Here is a 16799-nt window from a genome sequence, read left to right as displayed (position 1 = left end):
CTCTTCTGATCGGAAATGGTAATTTTAGCCTATGATCTATCAGGAAGATCTCAAAAAGGCTCAGGATCAACAAAAAGCCAATAAAGCATTTCTCAAAAAGTTAAAGCGATTGCGTCCCAAAGACCTGGACGACCAGTTTCATATGCTGCATGAAGAAGTCTTTGAGGATGTGGATTGCCTGAAATGTGCAAATTGCTGCAAAACCACCTCTCCAATATTTCAGCCTTCGGATGTAGAGCGACTTGCCAAAGTTTTAAAGATGAAAGTTCCTGAATTCATTGATGCTTACCTGAGGCGGGATGAGGAAGAAGATTATGTATTGCAAAAATCCCCCTGTGCTTTCCTGGGGCCGGATAATAAGTGCATAGTATACGAAAACCGGCCAAGAGCCTGCCGGGAATACCCGCATACCAACCGAAAGCGGATGTATCAGATCACCAGCCTCACATTTAAAAACACCCTCGTATGTCCGGCGGTTAGCAGAATAATCTCTCGCCTCAAAACCATTTACTCATGACCCTGGAAGAACTGAGACAAGCTCGCGAATCGGAGGTAGATGAGCTAAAACAGCTTGCGATCGGCACCATCCGATCCACCAGCGCAATGGACTACTCACCAGACCAGATCAATGTATGGACCCGGGCGATCGAAAACAGCGGCAGGTGGGTTAGCTGCATTCAAAACCAATACTTCCTGGTAGCGGAGGCTGATCAGAAAATAGTGGGGTTCGGGTCACTGGAAGCTGGTAGTTATGTGGACTTTATATATGTGCATAAAGATTTTACCCGAAAAGGAATTGCCAAAAACATCTTTCATGCTTTGCTCCAAAGGTCGCTGGATAGCGGGGTAAGTGAAATGACCACACATGCCAGCAAAACGGCGGTACCATTCTTTGAAAGCATGGGATTTGAAATCGTCCGGCCAAATAAACACATCATTCGGGAAGTGGAGATCACCAATTTTTTAATGGTGCGTTCCAATGGAGTGTCCAAAATTGGACTGAGGTAATGGTGAATATTATTTAACTTAGTGGGCTTAAACCACCAACCTAATGAGTAATCGAAGGACTACACTCCGATCTTTTTTCGTCTTTTTTCTCGGTGCTTGTGCCGCTATATCCGTTCTTGCAGGATTTGGGATTATTTATTTTGTATTTACCAATGTAAAAGATCTGGACTTAACAGTAGAGAGCGACCTGAATACCCTCAGCCAGCTCGGTGAGTTTTTTGGTGGGGCCGTAGGTTCTATCTGGTCGCTGGCCGGGGTGATTTTATTTTACCTGGCACTGATCTATCAACGTAGAGAACTCGAATTACAAAGGGAAGAGCTTTTAGAATCCAGAAAGATCATGGACAGCCAGTCTAAAACGATCGAGATCCAGCAATTCGAGAATACCTTTTTCCAACTGCTGGAGTTTCACCTTACTGCGGCAAAGCGAATCGAAACGCAGGACAGTGGAAATGGTTTTGATAAAATGTATGTCGACTTCAAAAAAGCAGTCAGCGACACCAAGCGCAAACGGAAGAAAGACGGCAGCTCTCAGAACCTGGATTCACATTCCTTCGAAACGTGTTTCCGACAGGTCTATGACAGTTATAGAAACACCCTTTCGCATTATGTCGAAAGCTACAAGGCTTTGATTTTCCTGGTGGATAAAAAGAGCAGAGATCCGCTGTTTTATGTAAACATCATCAAGCCTCATCTCACAGAGCAGGAGGTTTTGATCCAGTTTTATTACCTGCTGCTTCACGACGGAAACGGTCAGTTTAAAAAGGTGGTGGAGAACTATGGGCTATTTGAGCGATTGAATTTCCGGGCTGTTCAGGCTATCGATAGATTGCACCTGGAAGAACTCGAAGACTCTGCCTACCAAACCACCCATGCTTTTCTTGTAGATGAGAAACCGTCAGCCGAAGATAGGGAAGTTGTAAAACCCGAAAAGTAGATCCTCCAGCTATGTCTCTGACCATCAGGGTGGCCTCCACCGAAGACATCAATGAAATCCTGCGAATGATGGTGGATTTTAATGCCATTGATGATTATCCTTTTGACAAGGAAATTGGGTTTAAAAACATTGTCTACCTGCTGAACCATCCGGAAGTCGGAAAGATCTGGTTACTCCTTATTGACAAAAAGATCATTGGATATATAGTCCTGACTTTTGGCTTCAGCTTTGAGTATGAAGGAAAAGACGCATTCATTGATGAGCTGTTCATCAAAGCACCATTTCGGGGCAAAGGCTACGGAGACAAAACGCTCGATTTCATTTTTGATGAGGCGAGATACCTGGACGTAAAAGCCATCCACCTGGAAGTAGAGTCTCACAATACCGAAGGAAACAGGTTATACAGCAATAAAGGTTTTGCAGGAAATAACAGGAGGCTGTTAACCAAACGAATATGACCATTGGTATTTTAGGATGCGGATGGCTGGGCTTACCATTGGGTAAGGAACTTGCCAAAAAAGGACACACCATAAAAGGCAGCACTACTCAGGAAAACAAGCTGGAAAAGCTCCAAAATGCTGGAATACAGCCTTACCTCCTTAGCCTGGAGCCTGAGCTTCACGGCGACTCTTCCTTTTTCTCAGCAGATCTACTGATCATCAACATTCCGCCCCGTAACAGAGAAGACCAACCGGATTTTCATAAACGCCAGCTGCTCGAGATCAGATCCAGGGCCATTGAAAAGGGTGTTTCTAAGATCCTGTTCATTAGCTCTACAGCGGTATACCCCAATCTGAATCGAGTGGTTCGGGAAGACGATGCAACTATTGAAAGCCTAAGCAGGGGTGGTATATCGCTCTTGGAAATGGAGCGTATTTTCACGCAGGATAAGAACTTCAAAACGACTGTTCTGAGGTTTGGCGGGCTCTATGGTCCGGGTCGGCATCCGGGCAGATTTCTGGCAGGCAGGACCGGCCTTACCGGAGCGGATAACCGTGTAAACATGATCCACCTGGAAGATTGCATCGGTGTGATCACCGCCATCATTGATCAGGACGTCTGGGGAGAGGTCTTTAATGCCTGTTCACCCGATCATCCGGATCGAAAGAGTTTTTATGAAAGAGCTGCAAAGGAAATGGACCTGGAGCCGCCTCGGTTTTCTGATGAACCAGCGGGATTTAAAGAGGTGAGTGTGCAGAAATTATTGAATTTGGTTAATTATACGTTTAGAGCAAGGCTATAATTGATGTTGGTACTAAGGGTGGTTGGCAGAACCCCGGGACTGTACTTTCACCAGACCATGAAACTATCCAAAATACCGGGATAACCTGACCCGATAAAACCCCATTCATTCGTTGCATTTGTTAGCGTTTTTTTATTTGAGTATTGATTTAAGGAGTGCATGCGTATCTAATTGTTGCAATCTTTTGTCAATTGTTGACATATCTATGTCATTGCTTAACAATTCTTGAAAATCAGTTAATCTTTTAAGAAGAATAGCTGTGATTTTAAGGTCGGGCTCATTTGTTAATGTGTATTTTTCGAGATCAACACTTACCCGTTCAATAAAGTCAAAAACTAGATCTATTAACCTTACATACTTATCGGTATAGCCTTTCAGAAGGTTTGTCTTATTCTCAGTAAGAATGCGCTTGTCAGCAAACTTGAGTCTGATTACTTTAATATTCGTAGTAAATAAATTACTAAAGGCTATTTCATACGAATTTTCGTTTAGTTTGTCGCTTTGGTTTGTGATGAATTTTTTGAATCTATTTCTGACGCCACTATCAAGTTGATCTACTACAATTGTGAAAGAATCAGATTTTATGTCATGAGCGAATTTGTTCCTAAAGACCATTAAAAGTTCAAGGTTCAAGAGTTCCTCTTTTGAAAGCACACCTATATCATACAGTAATTCCACCTTACTTTTAAAAGGAATGCCTGCTTTCTGACCAAAGTGTTTGGTTGCTTCCTTGTCTTCTATACCCAAGTGGAGCAGAAGTAAAGAGTTGATTGCGTCCTCAATTACTATTGAAAGTTTCAAGGCATCTGCTCTAACATTCATAATGGGCATCATCCCTTCTGTTTCAGTATTTTGCATTGCAGTATATTAGTGAACGATCAGCTATCGGTTGTATGCCCACGCGGCCCGGCCCACAGCTAATGAATAGCACTAAAGTAGTGAATCTGCCGGTGCTTCCAAAGTATCAGAATGGCACTGCGTTCTGAAGTGAAAAAATCCCGCTAGCGGAAGTCTCTAAACAGCACAAAACTATCTCGGCGGCAGACTTCACGGTCGAGTTCAGATGCAGTTTGTAGAAAGCACTTAAGCACATGCCTTATACATTTTGTTATGCTTATTTTCTATTGTCAAGCGAATTGATCACAGTTTGAATTTCCTCTGATTGCAACTTTAATTCTTGTTGAATCTGAGTTATCGATCCACTTATTACTATTTTTTCACTTCTTATTTTATGTAAAATTCTCATACAACTTGACGTGAATTCAAGGATGTTACTAGTTCGCTCATCTAATCTTTTATGAGCAAGGATTTCTAGCATTGGCAGAAAAAAATCTTTTTCTAGTGTAAAAATGTCCTGGTGAGATTCTCCGTTAATACTTGGAGTCAATAGGTGTTCAAAAATTAGATTACCCATTTTGGAATATGCCTCATCTTGAATTGGGTCACCCTTTATTGATTTTTCTACCTCAACGGAGTAATGATTAAATGCCTTTTGAAGATTATAGACATTTTCATTTAGCTCATCAGTTAGATCGCCAATTCTGTTCATGTAATCATCAAATCGATGCTGGAGCATTTCCGAATAATGGGATAGAATTTGAGTAACTCCATGAGTTCTATTGGCTAGATTAACTGCTTCTTGATATTTTATTTTGTTTATTTTTTCGAGTGCATCCAAGAACTCACCCTTATCAAGAGTTTTAAATATTTCCCCTTTTAGAATGGTGTTAACTCCCATGTCCGGTATATCATTCCTATCCTCTTTGACCTCATTAATGAATTTTTCGAGATCTTCAATTTGTTTGTTTAATGGATTTACCAAAATCCTGATTTCAGCAATCCATCTCTTTAGTATAGATCTCAGTTTTTTCTGTTTAGAATAATATTCCAAAAGCTTATTGATACCAATACCAAGAAGTAAGGTTAAGAATGGGAAAATGTATTTAAAATAGTCTATTGAAGGCCCTGCTTCTTGGTTAATCAGTACAACTGTTACGCTTTCAGGGATATTCAAAGTCGTATCAGTATTTGCAATTAAAATTGTATCTGTTTTCTGAGGATAAATATTCGAAGAACTGTCATATCCACTGTTCAGTTGATTACTCAAGACCGTATCTTCTGAATCAATAGAATCAGTTTCTATAGCGAATATTAGAAATAGGAATAATATTTTCAATTGTGCAGATCAATTAAGCATAACGACCAGATATGGCACGTGCCTCTGGACTTTCAAATATCGCAAATATTTCTGTTTTGCATTTCACTATCAGGTTGCTCAGTAGAGGCATGTGCTATATCGTCTGTGCCCGTTGCACAACTCAAATTCCCCCGAAATGGTCAAATTTTCCTATCTGAAAACCTGGATTACAAAGCTTAGAGACAGGTAATGCTTAACAGTATTAGGTATTTACCAACTATTGAGGGGTTGTGCAACAGCCACATTTGTTAGGCAACGTGTTTTCTTTTCAATTTTATCTCCCCTGTGGTTTCTCGGTCAGTCCAATATTGGCCTTCCATTTCGTTAACCTTAAAACCTTCAAATGTCAGCAGAGTAGATCCATAATGAATCTCACTTCTGTCCCGCACACTTGATTTTGGGGTGTTTATGTATGAGTAAATTAATTGTTCCAAACCACGGTCTTTTTCAATATCAAATGAGGCTCCAATACTATGACTTCTGCTTTCATTGGTTTTAATCTTAACTTGGATGTTGAAAAATGTCTGAGTGATTTTGATTTCAGTTGGGATTGGGTCAAGTGACTTCTCTTTCCAATTTGATTTAAGTTCTCCTTCCCATTCTCCTGATAGGTTTGGGAATGGTACAAGCCAGGGGTAAAATATTTTCCACTTCCACGCCCATTTAATAAATAATGTCCATATAATAACATCTATCGAAATGGTAGTAGATATATGAGTCAAAGCTTTATTAAAATCAATGCTATCTAAATTTTGCGTTGATAGAAAAATTATTCCATAGATCAAAAATGCTAGTCCCAAAATCGTAAACGCAAAAACTCGAATGTTATAAGTTACCATAGATTAAAATTCTAAATGATTCCATAATAAAACCATATAAGAATTTACATCCTTATAAGTCCACTTCCTACCGACAAATAGGTACAGCAATTCAGAAACTTCTCCCCATTCTTTGCAAGTCTCTTCGTCCTTGGTCTGTTCGTAAATGTAAATTATTGACTCCCTTAATCTATCTGTCCAAGAATCGTTGTTATTCATAATCCGATTTGGAACATTCCAAACAAGGCACTCCAAAAGAAAAGAGGTGATATTATCACTTACGTTCTCACCGTCATCAATCATTTTATATCTCAACTTGCGGTGTAATCGGGTAAGACGTTTAAATCTACGGTAGGTATTCGAGTTTTTGTTTCCTCCATTTTCTATGTGTTGCTTAGGATAGTTTACTGTAGCTTTTCCTTTATCTGACCAAAACTTTGCACCTAACACATATTTGCCATCTTTAGAATATCTTCTAAAATTCCAAGTAGGCACTACATCCGTTTCGATTCTATTTGTATTGGCTTTTACTGTTATGCATTTGTCATTTCTAACAACTTCACTTCTTCCGAATTTATTTGCCAATGCTATTTCAACGTCATCTTTAAACTCAGAATAAGAATAGCCACTTGAACCTATGTGAGCAATATTTACATCTTCTTCTGTAACTTCAGGAGGTAAGCTGAAATAATAGCCACCTATGTATCTTACATTTATATCAATATCGCTATTTAGTCTAACATTTGTGTTGTTTGCATAAGAGCCTTGACCGAAAGTTTCAGTCGATTTCTTTTTTAACTTTTCATCAGAGTTTATGGCATCTCGAACCATTCGTTCAGAATTTTCAAGTTTAGTCTGTTCTGAATCACTTGGAGGTCTTGTCCAACTTGTTAGTTGGTCTTCAGTGTACTTTGCCATATTATTAGACTATTATTTCTGTACAATTCTTATTGGGTTTCTTTTTTGCTCTTTGTAATGCCAAATTGACCCTTTCGAGTACTTCCGATTTTATTTCATCTTTATTATACTCAGTTACTCCACAGCTAACAGTAAACTTAAAGTTCTTCCCATCAATATTAAATGTTGAATCTGCAATCAATTTTCGTTTCCTTTCTGCAGCAATTTGAGCATTGGATATAGAGGTCTTTCTAGCAATGATTAAAAATTCATCACCACGCATGAAGTACCTATATATTTCATCAGTTATTCTGCTGTCTTTAGTTAACAAATTGCCCAATTTTGAGAGAATTTTGTCTGCTACTTCATAGCTATTATCTTCATTGAATTTCTTAAAATCATCTATGTCTAATAAAATAAGAGATACCGGTTCGTCATTTGAGTTCCAATTGCTTACCAAGTTATCCATGTCCAACTCCAATGCTTTGTAATTTTTCAACCCTGTTAGTTCATCTATTCGACTATCAGCTTGTATTTTTTTAAATCTTTTGTTGAATAATAGATATGATGTGGTAAGACTTATTCCAATTAAAAGCAAAGAATAAATTAATATTACCCAGATAGAATTTGAAACTTCTAGCTCAACTTTTTCCTTAGCAACAGGTACATATTTAAGGATTTGAACCTGCTACATTTGACCGGACAGTAAGTTAAGCTCGGGTAGCTAAATTTACTGATAATGAAAAGAGAAAGAAGAAACTTCGATAAGGAGTTTAAATTAATGGCAGTGAACCTGTGTTATGGGGATAAATCCACAAAGGAGGTTGCTGAAGAACTTGGAGTCAGACCGGAGCTTGTCAGACGGTGGAAGCGTGAACATGAACAGTACCAGAGTGGTAGCTTTTCAGGCCATGGAAATGCAAACATGACAGCTGAACAGAAGGAAATAGCCAAGCTCAAGAAAGAATTGAAAGAGGCCCAACTGGAAAGGGATATCTTAAAAAAGGCAGTAGGCATCTTCTCCAGGAACGACAACAAATATTCCGGTTCATGAAGGATCACCGCCACAGGTTTGGTGTCGAGAAGATGTGTAAAGTCTTCAATGTAAGCAGAAGTGGTTATTATGATTGGTTGAATAGAAAGCCTTCCAGCAGACAGCTTGAAAATCAACAGATCACTGAAGAAGTACAGATGGTTTACCAACAGAGCAAAGGTCGTTACGGCAGCCCCAAAATAACTGACGAGCTTAGGGATAGAGGATGGAAAGTCTCTCGCCCCAGGGTAGCCAGGATCATGCGCTCAGAAGGGCTTAAAAGCATTGTCAACAAGAAGTTTAAAATACTTACCACCGATTCCAGGCACAACTTGCCAGTGGCCGAAAACTTACTTGACCGGGATTTTGTAGCAGAAGCACCTGGCCGGAAATGGGTTTCGGATATCACCTACATCCCAACTCGTCAAGGATGGATGTATTTAACCATTATTATGGATTTATATGATCGGAAAATAATCGGATGGGCATTAAGTACTACTATGACCGCCAAGGATTCGGTATTGGCTGCCTGGAAAATGGCAGTTCTGAATAGATCTTTTGTCCCTCATCAATTAGTTTTTCATTCGGATCGTGGAATCCAATATGCCTCATCTGCATTCACAGGTAAGCTTAAGCATTATCAAGTGATACAAAGCATGAGCCGGAAGGGCAATTGTTGGGATAATGCAGTGGCGGAAAACTTCTTTAAAACCCTAAAGTCTGAATTGGTCAAACACACGAACTTCAACAGCATTCTGCAAGCAAAAACAGAGTTGTTCGAGTTCATCGAAATTTGGTACAATCGCAAAAGAAAACATGCATATCTGGGGTATAAAACTCCGGAACAATATTGGAAAATCAATTATTCAAAATGCGCTTAACTATTTGTCCAGTTTTTTATTGCAAGTCCAATTAGTACTAAAATGAAGGTAATGAACAAATATTTCAGCAAGTCATAGAAGACCTTAGAAAGTACATCTTTCTTAAATTTGGTAAAAGAATCTTTTAAATATTTCATTGGCATTCAAATGTTGCCTAACGCCACGCTATCAGGCGTGGGGATTTATATCTTCTAAAGTTAAAGATTGCACTGAAATTTCCAATAGCTTAAAACTCTCCGAACCCACTGACACCCCATGACTGATAGCAAAATGTTAGGGCATGTTTCATTTCTTCAATTTGTTAAATAGATATATTAACCCCGTTCGAGCGCGTTTGTAACGCGTTCGTATCTATCCCTTCCATACTCAGACCAGTAGTTCACTATAATCAGAGTTGTGAAATAAATCCCGGCTGGATCGTTGCATTTATATTTCTCAGAACATGAAGCAAATACAGAGGAAGGAGAAATGAAAGGTCAGTGTTTTTTAGTTGTCTCAGAGTCCCTTCGGAGACTCTGAGAGGAATAAGACACCACAACCAGGTCTGCATTTGGCCCAAAAATCTATCAGCTCAAACTGGGACTGGCGTTTTCGCTTTAGGTCCTACTCCACCATCACAAAAGCCCCCCAGTAGTAAGGCTCACTGTATGTCTTCATCAGATTGAGCTGGGCCTGGCGAAAGGCTTTTTCGGGAGCCATCTTTTTGTTTACCCACAGGTCATAGAAGCTGCTCATCAGCTGCTGTGTGGCACTGTCATCCACCTTCCAGAGACTCATAACAAGCTTATTAGCCCCTGCTACTCTGAAAGCTCGCTGAAGTCCGTAAACTCCCTCTCCGGATTTCACATCTCCCACCCCGGTCTCACACGCAGACAATACCACAAGGTCCGTCTTATTGAGGGAGAGGTTCATCGCTTCGTAGGCCGTCAGTATCCCATTATCATCCTGATCAAAGGACTGACCGGAATACTCACTCACTGCCCGACTGGCACCAGCCAGCATCAGTCCGGACCGTAGCAATGGGTTATTCCTGGCATACTCGATCTGTACTCCAAACACATGGCCGGTGGACTGGACATCTTCCAGGAAATACCCATGTGTGGCAATGTGCACCAGCTTTGGGTTTTCTACTTTTTTAATAGCCCTTTCGGTGGCATCCTTCTGCAGGTATTGCATCAGCTGATATTGGCTTCCGCTCAAAGCCGCAGTGATCTGCTCGATCTCCTTTTTGGTACCTGGCAGAGGAACAATCTCAGAAGTCCCATAATCAGGGAAACCAAGAAGAAATGCACTTTTCTTTCCGGCTCCATCCTCAGGTTTATCAGTAAGATCCAGCGGATTACCGATCACATGAATATTGGTAATTTCTACCAGGTACGTTCCATCAGGCTGCTTCAGGGTATTCAGATTGATCTGATTGTAAACTCCATCGGGAGAGAAGTAAACGGTATTCACTCCACTCAGCTTATCCTGAACGGGCTTCCAGAACTTTTCATAGGAGTAATTATCCGCTACCTTTTGCTTGATCAGGTTTTTGTATAGCGCATAAAACTTGGTGTCAAGTGATCTCCCATCCTCAATGACCACCACTTCTATCGGAGCATTCTGCCTGAAGATAAGCGCTGCATAGTTGGTCTGATCGGTCAAAGCATTTTCAAACCTGGGATACTGGACCAACTCTACGACAGCCTCATCGGGTGCAAGAGCATTGATTATTTCATTGTAATCACGAGATTTTGAGACAAACGCTTCAGCAAAAGCAGTAGACTGCTCCGAAAGTTTTCGTTCAGACTGATTAGCAGCACGTTCCAGGGAATCAACATTGATCTTTTGTTCGCTGATCTCTTCTTTGGATAAGCCGTAGTAAGTGGCCAGGGTTCTTTTCTGATCCTGCCACCGATTGTAAAGCTCTACCAGCTCCTGGTCACCACTGTTTAAAATCGTGTTTTTGATCTTGGTGGTGGCATTCAACAAGAGCCCTTTAGTGGCCATTCGGTAATTAGCTGCTTCTCCCAGCAGCTTCGGAAATTCATTCGCATTCGCAAAAGCGAAATTGTAGTAGGTGAAAAATCTGGGTTTGAGCTTTTCCCAATATTTGGTTTTTTCCACTTCGCTGAGTGGAGGAAAAAACTCATTAATGAATGAAAGACTGTAGTCCATCACCTGATCAAACAGCTCTTTCGCTTCAGTGGCATTTCCCTGTTTCCACCTCACGATAGCCAGGTCTTCCATAGACTGAACGGTGTTTGGGTGCTGTTCTCCCAGCTTATTTTTTCTGGTAGACAATGACTGAACCAGTAAAGTAGAAGCTTTGTCATATTCGCCTTTATATCTGTATAGATTACCCAGATCGGCCTGCGCTGTGGCTGTCAGGGGATGCAGCTCCCCAAACTTACTTTTATAGATTTCCAGACTTTCCTCCAGCAGCTCCTGAGCTTCATCTGTTCTTTCGGTCAGCATATACAGGGAAGCAAGGTTGTTCAGCATGTGTGCATAATCCGGGTCGGATTTTCGGTTAAGCTTTAGGCGGCTGGTCTGAAGGTCGAGCGCCTCCTTATACACTTTCTCAGCCTGATCGTACTGCTTATTCTCCTGCAGGACCAGGGCTTTATTGGTCATCAGCTGCAGGTAGGTGCCGGACCGTTCTCTGAGCTCGGCATCTGCGATTTTCAGACATTGATCCAGGTAGTCCAGGGCATCATCGCTGCGCCCCATGTACTGATAGAGGATCCCAAGGTTATTGAGCGAAATAGCATAAGGAACAGACTCTTTCCCCTCCGCATCACCCACCAGTTCGATTGCTTCTTTGAGTTGTTTTTCAGCTTTGTTATATGCTCCCTGATTAAAGTGCAATACAGCCAGGTTGTTGGATTCTGCAGCGTAACCGGCACTACCCGGACCAAGGGTTTTCTCCCAGCCTTCCAGAGCTCTTTTAGTCAGCTCCCCGGCGCCTTCATACCGCCCCATATCACTGTATAGCAGTCCCAGTGTCCCAAGAGTTTTAAGGTAAACGGGATCATCAGTGGCGTCCATCACTTCATAGGCTACCAAAGCTGCTGACAGGTAAACCTCACCGAGCCGATAGCTTCGTTTCACATAGTTGAGCCGTCCAAACTCGTACAGGTCACGAGCTTCCTCGCGTTCGGTTTTTTCCTCCTCTTCCTTCATCAGGAAGTTGGCCGTTTTGATCAGGCCTTCACCTTCCTGCTTATTCTCAAAAGACTCGGACTTATCCAGAAAAGCTATCGCATAATTAAACGAAGTGGTATCATACTCATCCCGCTTCTCATCGGTCTTTTCTACGACCTTTTCCTTGACGAGCTCGGAGGCTTTTTCCTTTAGCTTCTTTCCAAGGTTACCGAATTGGGCGTAGGTGTTAAATCCAAAAAAGAACGCAAATACCGTAAAAACAATCAGTCTGGTGAACATATACAAATACATTTTTAGGCTATTGACAAATCTACTGAATTAAGAATATCATTTGGCGGAGGGCACGACAGTTTTGCATTATTGAATGTTCCCAACAATTTTCACACAAAAACAAACTTGCATATAAACATTCCCCTACACCCCTTTTTCTTCCCGAAGCTTCGGGAGGGGAATATTGGTGTTTTTGTGTGAAAACCTCTTATACGCCACGGTCATTTTTTGCAAAATTGTCGTACACCCTTTGGCGGACACTTCATTATCTGATTACAAGATTTTATTCAGATCAGGGTCAAAAGGTTTCCGTTTCTGTATCTTAACCAGATTATGGCAGGCATTTTAAACTTCGAGGCTTTTGTATTGGCATCTCTGATCATTACTCCGGGAGCTTAACCGCTGGCAAAAATGGTTACCCGGATTTTTATGGGGACGATTTACCTGTTAGTTTCGCAGCTGCGAAAAACAAATCGAGAGCACAGTGCGGGAGGTTTTGCGAGGCACTGGTAGGAGACCTTAGTTTATTATGAAGTTTAAATCAAAACAATTATTTACCGCACTTTTATTTCTTTTTGTCGTTCAGTTTTCACAAGGCCAGATTGTCATGTCTGCACAGGAGGCCGCTACACAGGGCATTGATGTCAACAGGCTGGATAGTCTGTATACACCGGCAGTCGGCGCTGATTCCATAGCAGCTGCATTTAAAGGTAGGGAAACAGCCTATGTAGAAGCTTACTATGACCTGATCCACGACCTCAGCACTTATCTCAACCAAAATAATTTCAGATGGGGCGAGCAGATACGGTGTTATAACCGGATCTACTTTGCAGAGGATGGCACCGTGGATTATTACATCTATGACTTTAAGGCATACCTCTCCGATGAGCAAAAGCAAGAGTTTCAGCAGTTGATCAGTGAGTTTATGGTAAACTATGAATTCCCATTGGAATCTGACCGGCAGTTTGCTCAATGCAGCCCTGTGAATTTTAGGGATACACTGTAAGCCAAAGCATCTTACAGGAAGCCATCTTTCCGTGGAGCGACTTGTATTTTCACAAGTTAACCCGTAAATATTCGGATTGATCCCGTGGTCCCATCATCGTAGACTTCAAACTACAACGCAGATCAGGATAATAAAAAGCCATATGGTCAGAAGCATTTTCATCGGTGTCCGTGTATGCCTCTCAATTTAATGTACGGACGTACCTTCTCCTATTTCTTTGATTATGTTTCACATTCCCTGACATTCTTTTACAAGTTCGTCGATATATAAAATTCAACAAATAAGCTGTTTTGTTATTTATTTTTTAACATTTATAACTTATAATTGTAAAACAATTAATAAATAACCCATAATGATGCTAAAACCACCTATGAATGAGCGCTGCAACTCATATAGCATCAACCATCGCTCCCATTCTTGAACTAGCCAGTAAAGTTGAGTTCAATGAAGGGCATATCCTTACGCAGCAATATGCTCGCGCCACCGATTTTTACCTGGTCATATCAGGCGAAGTGAGCTTTTCGCTCAACATGGAAGGAGAAAGCGAAGAGCTGATAGTGGGATACAGCAAAGATGAATTTACTCCCATTGGATGGAGTGGCTTCAATCTCCCGCACCGGTATACCACTACAGTCAAAGTTTCTTCACCCGGTATGAAAGCATATCATTGGGACCATAAAGCGCTTAATGATCACCTGAGGATGCACCCGCAAGAATGCGGAGCCTTTTTAAAGCTGATAAGCTCAAAAGCAAGAAATCTCATTAAAGAAGCGATCCATCTTTTGGGTGAGTTTGCACCAGGCCTGCCTCAGCCGGAACATGTCGGCCACCAGGAAGAATATCAGAGTATCAATAAAGCCCAGGAAGAAGACCTGATGCTGTTTCTGCGCCGGTCTCCCTTCTTCGAAATCTTTGATGAAGGGGCTCTTTCCCATATTAGCCATTGCATAGAGCGCAGACAGTACCGGACCAACGATATTGTTTACGAACAGTCTTCAAGAGCCGATGGCATTTATATTCTGGCTTTGGGCAAAGTCAGATTCAGCTATTATGATGACAAGCAACAGTACATCAGCTTTCGCCAGATCAACACGCCGGGGTTTATTGTAGGCTGGTCAGGGGCAATCGATCAGCCAAACCTGATCAATGCGCATGCCGTGCAGGAATCAGTCATTTATTTCATCCCTAAAGACTGCCTGGAAACCATACTCAGACAGGAACCTTCTTTTGCACCTAAGCTCTATTACCGGCTGCTATGGCTTATCAGTCATCAGCTTCAGGCTGTAAGAGCCCGTTTGATCTCAGCTAAATTCAACCATGAGATTGTTGCTATCAGTAACCTGATCGAGCAAAACAGCACGCGCCTGGAGTTGACGTCTGCACTGCATAAAGTACCACACCTGCTGGAAAACAAGCTGACGATCCGTGATGGAATAGAAACACTCAAGTGGCTCAAAGATGTGGGAACCACTCTGGAGAAAAATATCTCAGCTCTCTCGCTGGACATTCTGGAGGAGATCATGAAGGAGCAAAAATTCTACTCAGGACTGGTTCGGGTATATGATACCGTTATAAAATCTCCACCTGAAGTTTCCCCGGAGGTGGTAAGACAGAAAAGTGCGGACGCTTACGCAGAACTGTTTGAAGACGTTCCTTATGAGATCAAAGGCTGGGAAAATCTACCGGACAACCCCGGCCATATTTTTATCTATAACCACTTAAGAAACCATCCTTTCAACACGCTTCCCAACCAGTTTCAGCTTACGCTTGATTCACATTTTATAAGCTCACTCATCCTGCATAGAAAATACAGAGATCCTGGCATTCGGATCGTTCGTATCAGCAGAGGGGCTGAGTACGCCCACCAGGAGTACTACCAGCGTCTGGGACACATTGATGTGTATACCAATGAATCTGACCCATCTGCCTACACGCCGGAATACCGGGAGGAACAGCGCCGGGCCTTTTATGAGAAAGCGAGCAGGCATCTCTCGGAAGGAAAAAATATGATCATCAGCCCCGAGGGTACTTCCTATAGTACGGAAGAATCTCCGGGACCTTTTAAGCCGGGCGCATTCCGGTTGGCGCTGGGACTGAAAGAAAAGCCGCTCATCGTGCCGGTGGCTCTGGCTAATTTTGATAAAAGAGTCCGAAATAACCGGTTTTCGTGTATCATTTTGCCCCCTTTTAAGGTCTCTGACTATCTTAGCGATCCAAAGGATAAAAAAGCAATGAAATCCTTTTTAAAAGATTACCAAAAGAAATTTAAGAGCTATGTTGATCAGGCTGTAAAACTGGGCTCTGGTAAGAATTTGTAATGGAAGAAGACGAAGAAATACTGGATATCAACCAATTTGAAAGTGAAATAAAGGCTCTGGAAGCAAGGATCCAGGACCATCAGAATAAAGAACAACTTGTGGTTTTTTACGGGAGCTCTTCCATCCGCTTGTGGGAAACGCTGGAAGAAGACCTCCACCCTCTCAATGTCCTTAATCTCGGCTTTGGCGGCTCTTCCTTCTCCTGGTGCATTTACTACTTTGACAGGCTTTTTTCAAAAGTGAAGCCGTCTCACCTGGTGATCTATGTGGGTGATAATGACCTGGGTAAGGGCATCCCACCCGAGAAAGTGCTTAAAAAGTTCGGAATACTGGTAAACCTCGTCCGGTCTAACTTTCCTGAAATCCCGGTAGATTTTATTACCATCAAACCAAGTCCTGAACGAACTTATCTACAGCCCGAAATACGGCTGACCAACAACCTGATCCGGAAAGAGTTGCTGACTATGCATAAGGCCAGCCTCATCAACATTTTTGACTCGATGCTCGACGAAAACGGTGAAGCCCGCCCTGAGCTTTACCTGGAAGATCAGCTGCACATGAATGAAAAAGGCTACAAGATCTGGAAAGGAGTGCTGAGGAAGCATTTTGGGATTTAATCAGTCGGTAATAACTCCCGACCACCACTCGTCTGCAAAGCCCAGTCAAATGCATTAACTTTTAAGTAAAAATGTCTTTAACAAAAGCTTGTCCGGTATTGGCTTCCCTGGATATGAAAGCCACACTGGATTTTTATACTAACAAACTTGGGTTTAAACAAACCTACGGCGATCCGGATTATGGGATAGTAGTCAGAGATCAAATAGCAATACATTTCTGGAAAACAAAGAAAAGGATTTTTCCAAAAAACACCAGTTGCTATGTAGAAGTAAAGGAAGTGGACCAATTATACGAGGAAATGAAGGAAGCAGGTGTGGTACACCCTAACGGACCGTTACAGGGTCAACCCTGGGGAATGCGAGAGTTTGCCATTCTGGACCTACATGGCAACATGATCAAATTTGGCCAGCGGATCTGATTGCA

At 41.8% G+C, this 16799-nt stretch carries 16 protein-coding genes; 10 read left to right on the top strand and 6 right to left on the bottom strand.

The annotated features are described in order from the left end of the window. The first annotated feature begins 31 nt into the window (after positions 1-31). The 5 genes from AC3E9V_RS04120 to AC3E9V_RS04100 are packed head-to-tail and all read left to right on the top strand — an operon-like array spanning position 32 to position 3188. A complete protein-coding gene (locus AC3E9V_RS04120; protein WP_488751923.1) occupies positions 32-517 on the top strand; it encodes a YkgJ family cysteine cluster protein in 486 nt (161 codons plus the stop codon). Continuing rightward, positions 514-1008, top strand: coding sequence for a GNAT family N-acetyltransferase (locus AC3E9V_RS04115; RefSeq protein ID WP_488751922.1), 495 nt, complete (start codon positions 514-516; stop codon positions 1006-1008). The genes AC3E9V_RS04120 and AC3E9V_RS04115 overlap by 4 nt, the downstream gene beginning before the upstream one ends. A gap of 43 nt (positions 1009-1051) precedes the next feature. Beyond that, positions 1052-1945: a putative phage abortive infection protein gene (locus AC3E9V_RS04110; RefSeq protein ID WP_488751921.1), complete on the top strand. Its 894-nt coding sequence runs from the start codon at positions 1052-1054 to the stop codon at positions 1943-1945. Between the two features lie 11 nt (positions 1946-1956). Then, on the top strand, positions 1957-2403 hold the full coding sequence (locus AC3E9V_RS04105) for a GNAT family N-acetyltransferase (protein ID WP_488751920.1): 447 nt from the start codon (positions 1957-1959) through the stop codon (positions 2401-2403). Further along, the gene (locus tag AC3E9V_RS04100; protein ID WP_488751919.1) at positions 2400-3188 is read left to right on the top strand and encodes an SDR family oxidoreductase; all 789 of its coding nucleotides are present in this window, start codon (positions 2400-2402) and stop codon (positions 3186-3188) included. Before AC3E9V_RS04105 ends, AC3E9V_RS04100 begins: the two co-directional genes overlap by 4 nt. Positions 3189-3320: 132 nt before the next feature. Here AC3E9V_RS04100 and AC3E9V_RS04095 read toward each other — a convergent pair whose 3' ends face one another. From AC3E9V_RS04095 to AC3E9V_RS04075, 5 genes are all read right to left on the bottom strand, one after another. After that, positions 3321-4046: a hypothetical protein gene (locus tag AC3E9V_RS04095; RefSeq protein ID WP_488751918.1), complete on the bottom strand. Its 726-nt coding sequence runs from the start codon at positions 4044-4046 to the stop codon at positions 3321-3323. A 256-nt stretch (positions 4047-4302) separates the two neighbouring features. Then, on the bottom strand, positions 4303-5364 hold the full coding sequence (locus tag AC3E9V_RS04090; RefSeq protein ID WP_488751917.1) for a hypothetical protein: 1062 nt from the start codon (positions 5362-5364) through the stop codon (positions 4303-4305). A gap of 269 nt (positions 5365-5633) precedes the next feature. Then, a complete protein-coding gene (locus AC3E9V_RS04085; protein WP_488751916.1) occupies positions 5634-6224 on the bottom strand; it encodes a Cap15 family cyclic dinucleotide receptor domain-containing protein in 591 nt (196 codons plus the stop codon). Positions 6225-6227: 3 nt separating this feature from the next. Then, complete coding sequence (locus AC3E9V_RS04080) at positions 6228-7121, bottom strand: nucleotidyltransferase domain-containing protein (protein WP_488751915.1); 894 nt, start codon at positions 7119-7121, stop codon at positions 6228-6230. Between the two features lie 4 nt (positions 7122-7125). After that, the gene (locus tag AC3E9V_RS04075; RefSeq protein ID WP_488751914.1) at positions 7126-7698 is read right to left on the bottom strand and encodes a GGDEF domain-containing protein; all 573 of its coding nucleotides are present in this window, start codon (positions 7696-7698) and stop codon (positions 7126-7128) included. A gap of 141 nt (positions 7699-7839) precedes the next feature. On the opposite strand from AC3E9V_RS04075, the gene AC3E9V_RS04070 reads away from it, so the two are divergent. Next, positions 7840-9014, top strand: a protein-coding gene (locus AC3E9V_RS04070; protein ID WP_488751913.1) for an IS3 family transposase whose coding sequence is annotated in 2 segments (ribosomal slippage) — positions 7840-8095 and positions 8095-9014 — 1176 coding nt in all. Because the reading frame shifts where the segments join, the coding sequence is not laid out codon by codon here. A gap of 603 nt (positions 9015-9617) precedes the next feature. On the opposite strand, the gene AC3E9V_RS04065 is transcribed toward AC3E9V_RS04070, so the two are convergent. Beyond that, the gene (locus AC3E9V_RS04065; RefSeq protein WP_488751912.1) at positions 9618-12443 is read right to left on the bottom strand and encodes a CHAT domain-containing protein; all 2826 of its coding nucleotides are present in this window, start codon (positions 12441-12443) and stop codon (positions 9618-9620) included. Between the two features lie 520 nt (positions 12444-12963). Between AC3E9V_RS04065 and AC3E9V_RS04060 the strand changes: the two genes are divergently transcribed. The 4 genes from AC3E9V_RS04060 (at position 12964) to AC3E9V_RS04045 (ending at position 16794) form a co-directional block, all read left to right on the top strand. Beyond that, entirely contained in the window at positions 12964-13440 is a 477-nt protein-coding gene (locus AC3E9V_RS04060; protein ID WP_488751911.1) for a hypothetical protein, read from the top strand. Between the two features lie 374 nt (positions 13441-13814). Then, on the top strand, positions 13815-15758 hold the full coding sequence (locus AC3E9V_RS04055) for a cyclic nucleotide-binding domain-containing protein (RefSeq protein ID WP_488751910.1): 1944 nt from the start codon (positions 13815-13817) through the stop codon (positions 15756-15758). Further along, positions 15758-16375, top strand: a complete 618-nt coding sequence (locus tag AC3E9V_RS04050) for a GDSL-type esterase/lipase family protein (RefSeq protein WP_488751909.1) — start codon at positions 15758-15760, stop codon at positions 16373-16375. Before AC3E9V_RS04055 ends, AC3E9V_RS04050 begins: the two co-directional genes overlap by 1 nt. A gap of 71 nt (positions 16376-16446) precedes the next feature. Further along, entirely contained in the window at positions 16447-16794 is a 348-nt protein-coding gene (locus tag AC3E9V_RS04045; RefSeq protein WP_488751908.1) for a bleomycin resistance protein, read from the top strand. Positions 16795-16799 lie beyond the last annotated feature (5 nt).

The organism is Marinoscillum sp. HNIBRBA16962, from assembly GCF_057801515.1.
The sequence above is the reverse complement of the archived record's forward strand: the minus strand, read 5'-3'. Positions and strand labels throughout refer to the sequence as shown.

Coding starts and splice junctions, on each gene's coding strand:
- AC3E9V_RS04120 (WP_488751923.1), top strand. CDS start 32: ATGATCTATCAGGAAGATCTCAAAAAGGCTCAGGATCAACAAAAAGCC.
- AC3E9V_RS04115 (WP_488751922.1), top strand. CDS start 514: ATGACCCTGGAAGAACTGAGACAAGCTCGCGAATCGGAGGTAGATGAG.
- AC3E9V_RS04110 (WP_488751921.1), top strand. CDS start 1,052: ATGAGTAATCGAAGGACTACACTCCGATCTTTTTTCGTCTTTTTTCTC.
- AC3E9V_RS04105 (WP_488751920.1), top strand. CDS start 1,957: ATGTCTCTGACCATCAGGGTGGCCTCCACCGAAGACATCAATGAAATC.
- AC3E9V_RS04100 (WP_488751919.1), top strand. CDS start 2,400: ATGACCATTGGTATTTTAGGATGCGGATGGCTGGGCTTACCATTGGGT.
- AC3E9V_RS04095 (WP_488751918.1), bottom strand. CDS start 4,046: ATGCAAAATACTGAAACAGAAGGGATGATGCCCATTATGAATGTTAGA.
- AC3E9V_RS04085 (WP_488751916.1), bottom strand. CDS start 6,224: ATGGTAACTTATAACATTCGAGTTTTTGCGTTTACGATTTTGGGACTA.
- AC3E9V_RS04080 (WP_488751915.1), bottom strand. CDS start 7,121: ATGGCAAAGTACACTGAAGACCAACTAACAAGTTGGACAAGACCTCCA.
- AC3E9V_RS04065 (WP_488751912.1), bottom strand. CDS start 12,443: ATGTTCACCAGACTGATTGTTTTTACGGTATTTGCGTTCTTTTTTGGA.
- AC3E9V_RS04060 (WP_488751911.1), top strand. CDS start 12,964: ATGAAGTTTAAATCAAAACAATTATTTACCGCACTTTTATTTCTTTTT.
- AC3E9V_RS04055 (WP_488751910.1), top strand. CDS start 13,815: ATGAGCGCTGCAACTCATATAGCATCAACCATCGCTCCCATTCTTGAA.
- AC3E9V_RS04050 (WP_488751909.1), top strand. CDS start 15,758: ATGGAAGAAGACGAAGAAATACTGGATATCAACCAATTTGAAAGTGAA.
- AC3E9V_RS04045 (WP_488751908.1), top strand. CDS start 16,447: ATGTCTTTAACAAAAGCTTGTCCGGTATTGGCTTCCCTGGATATGAAA.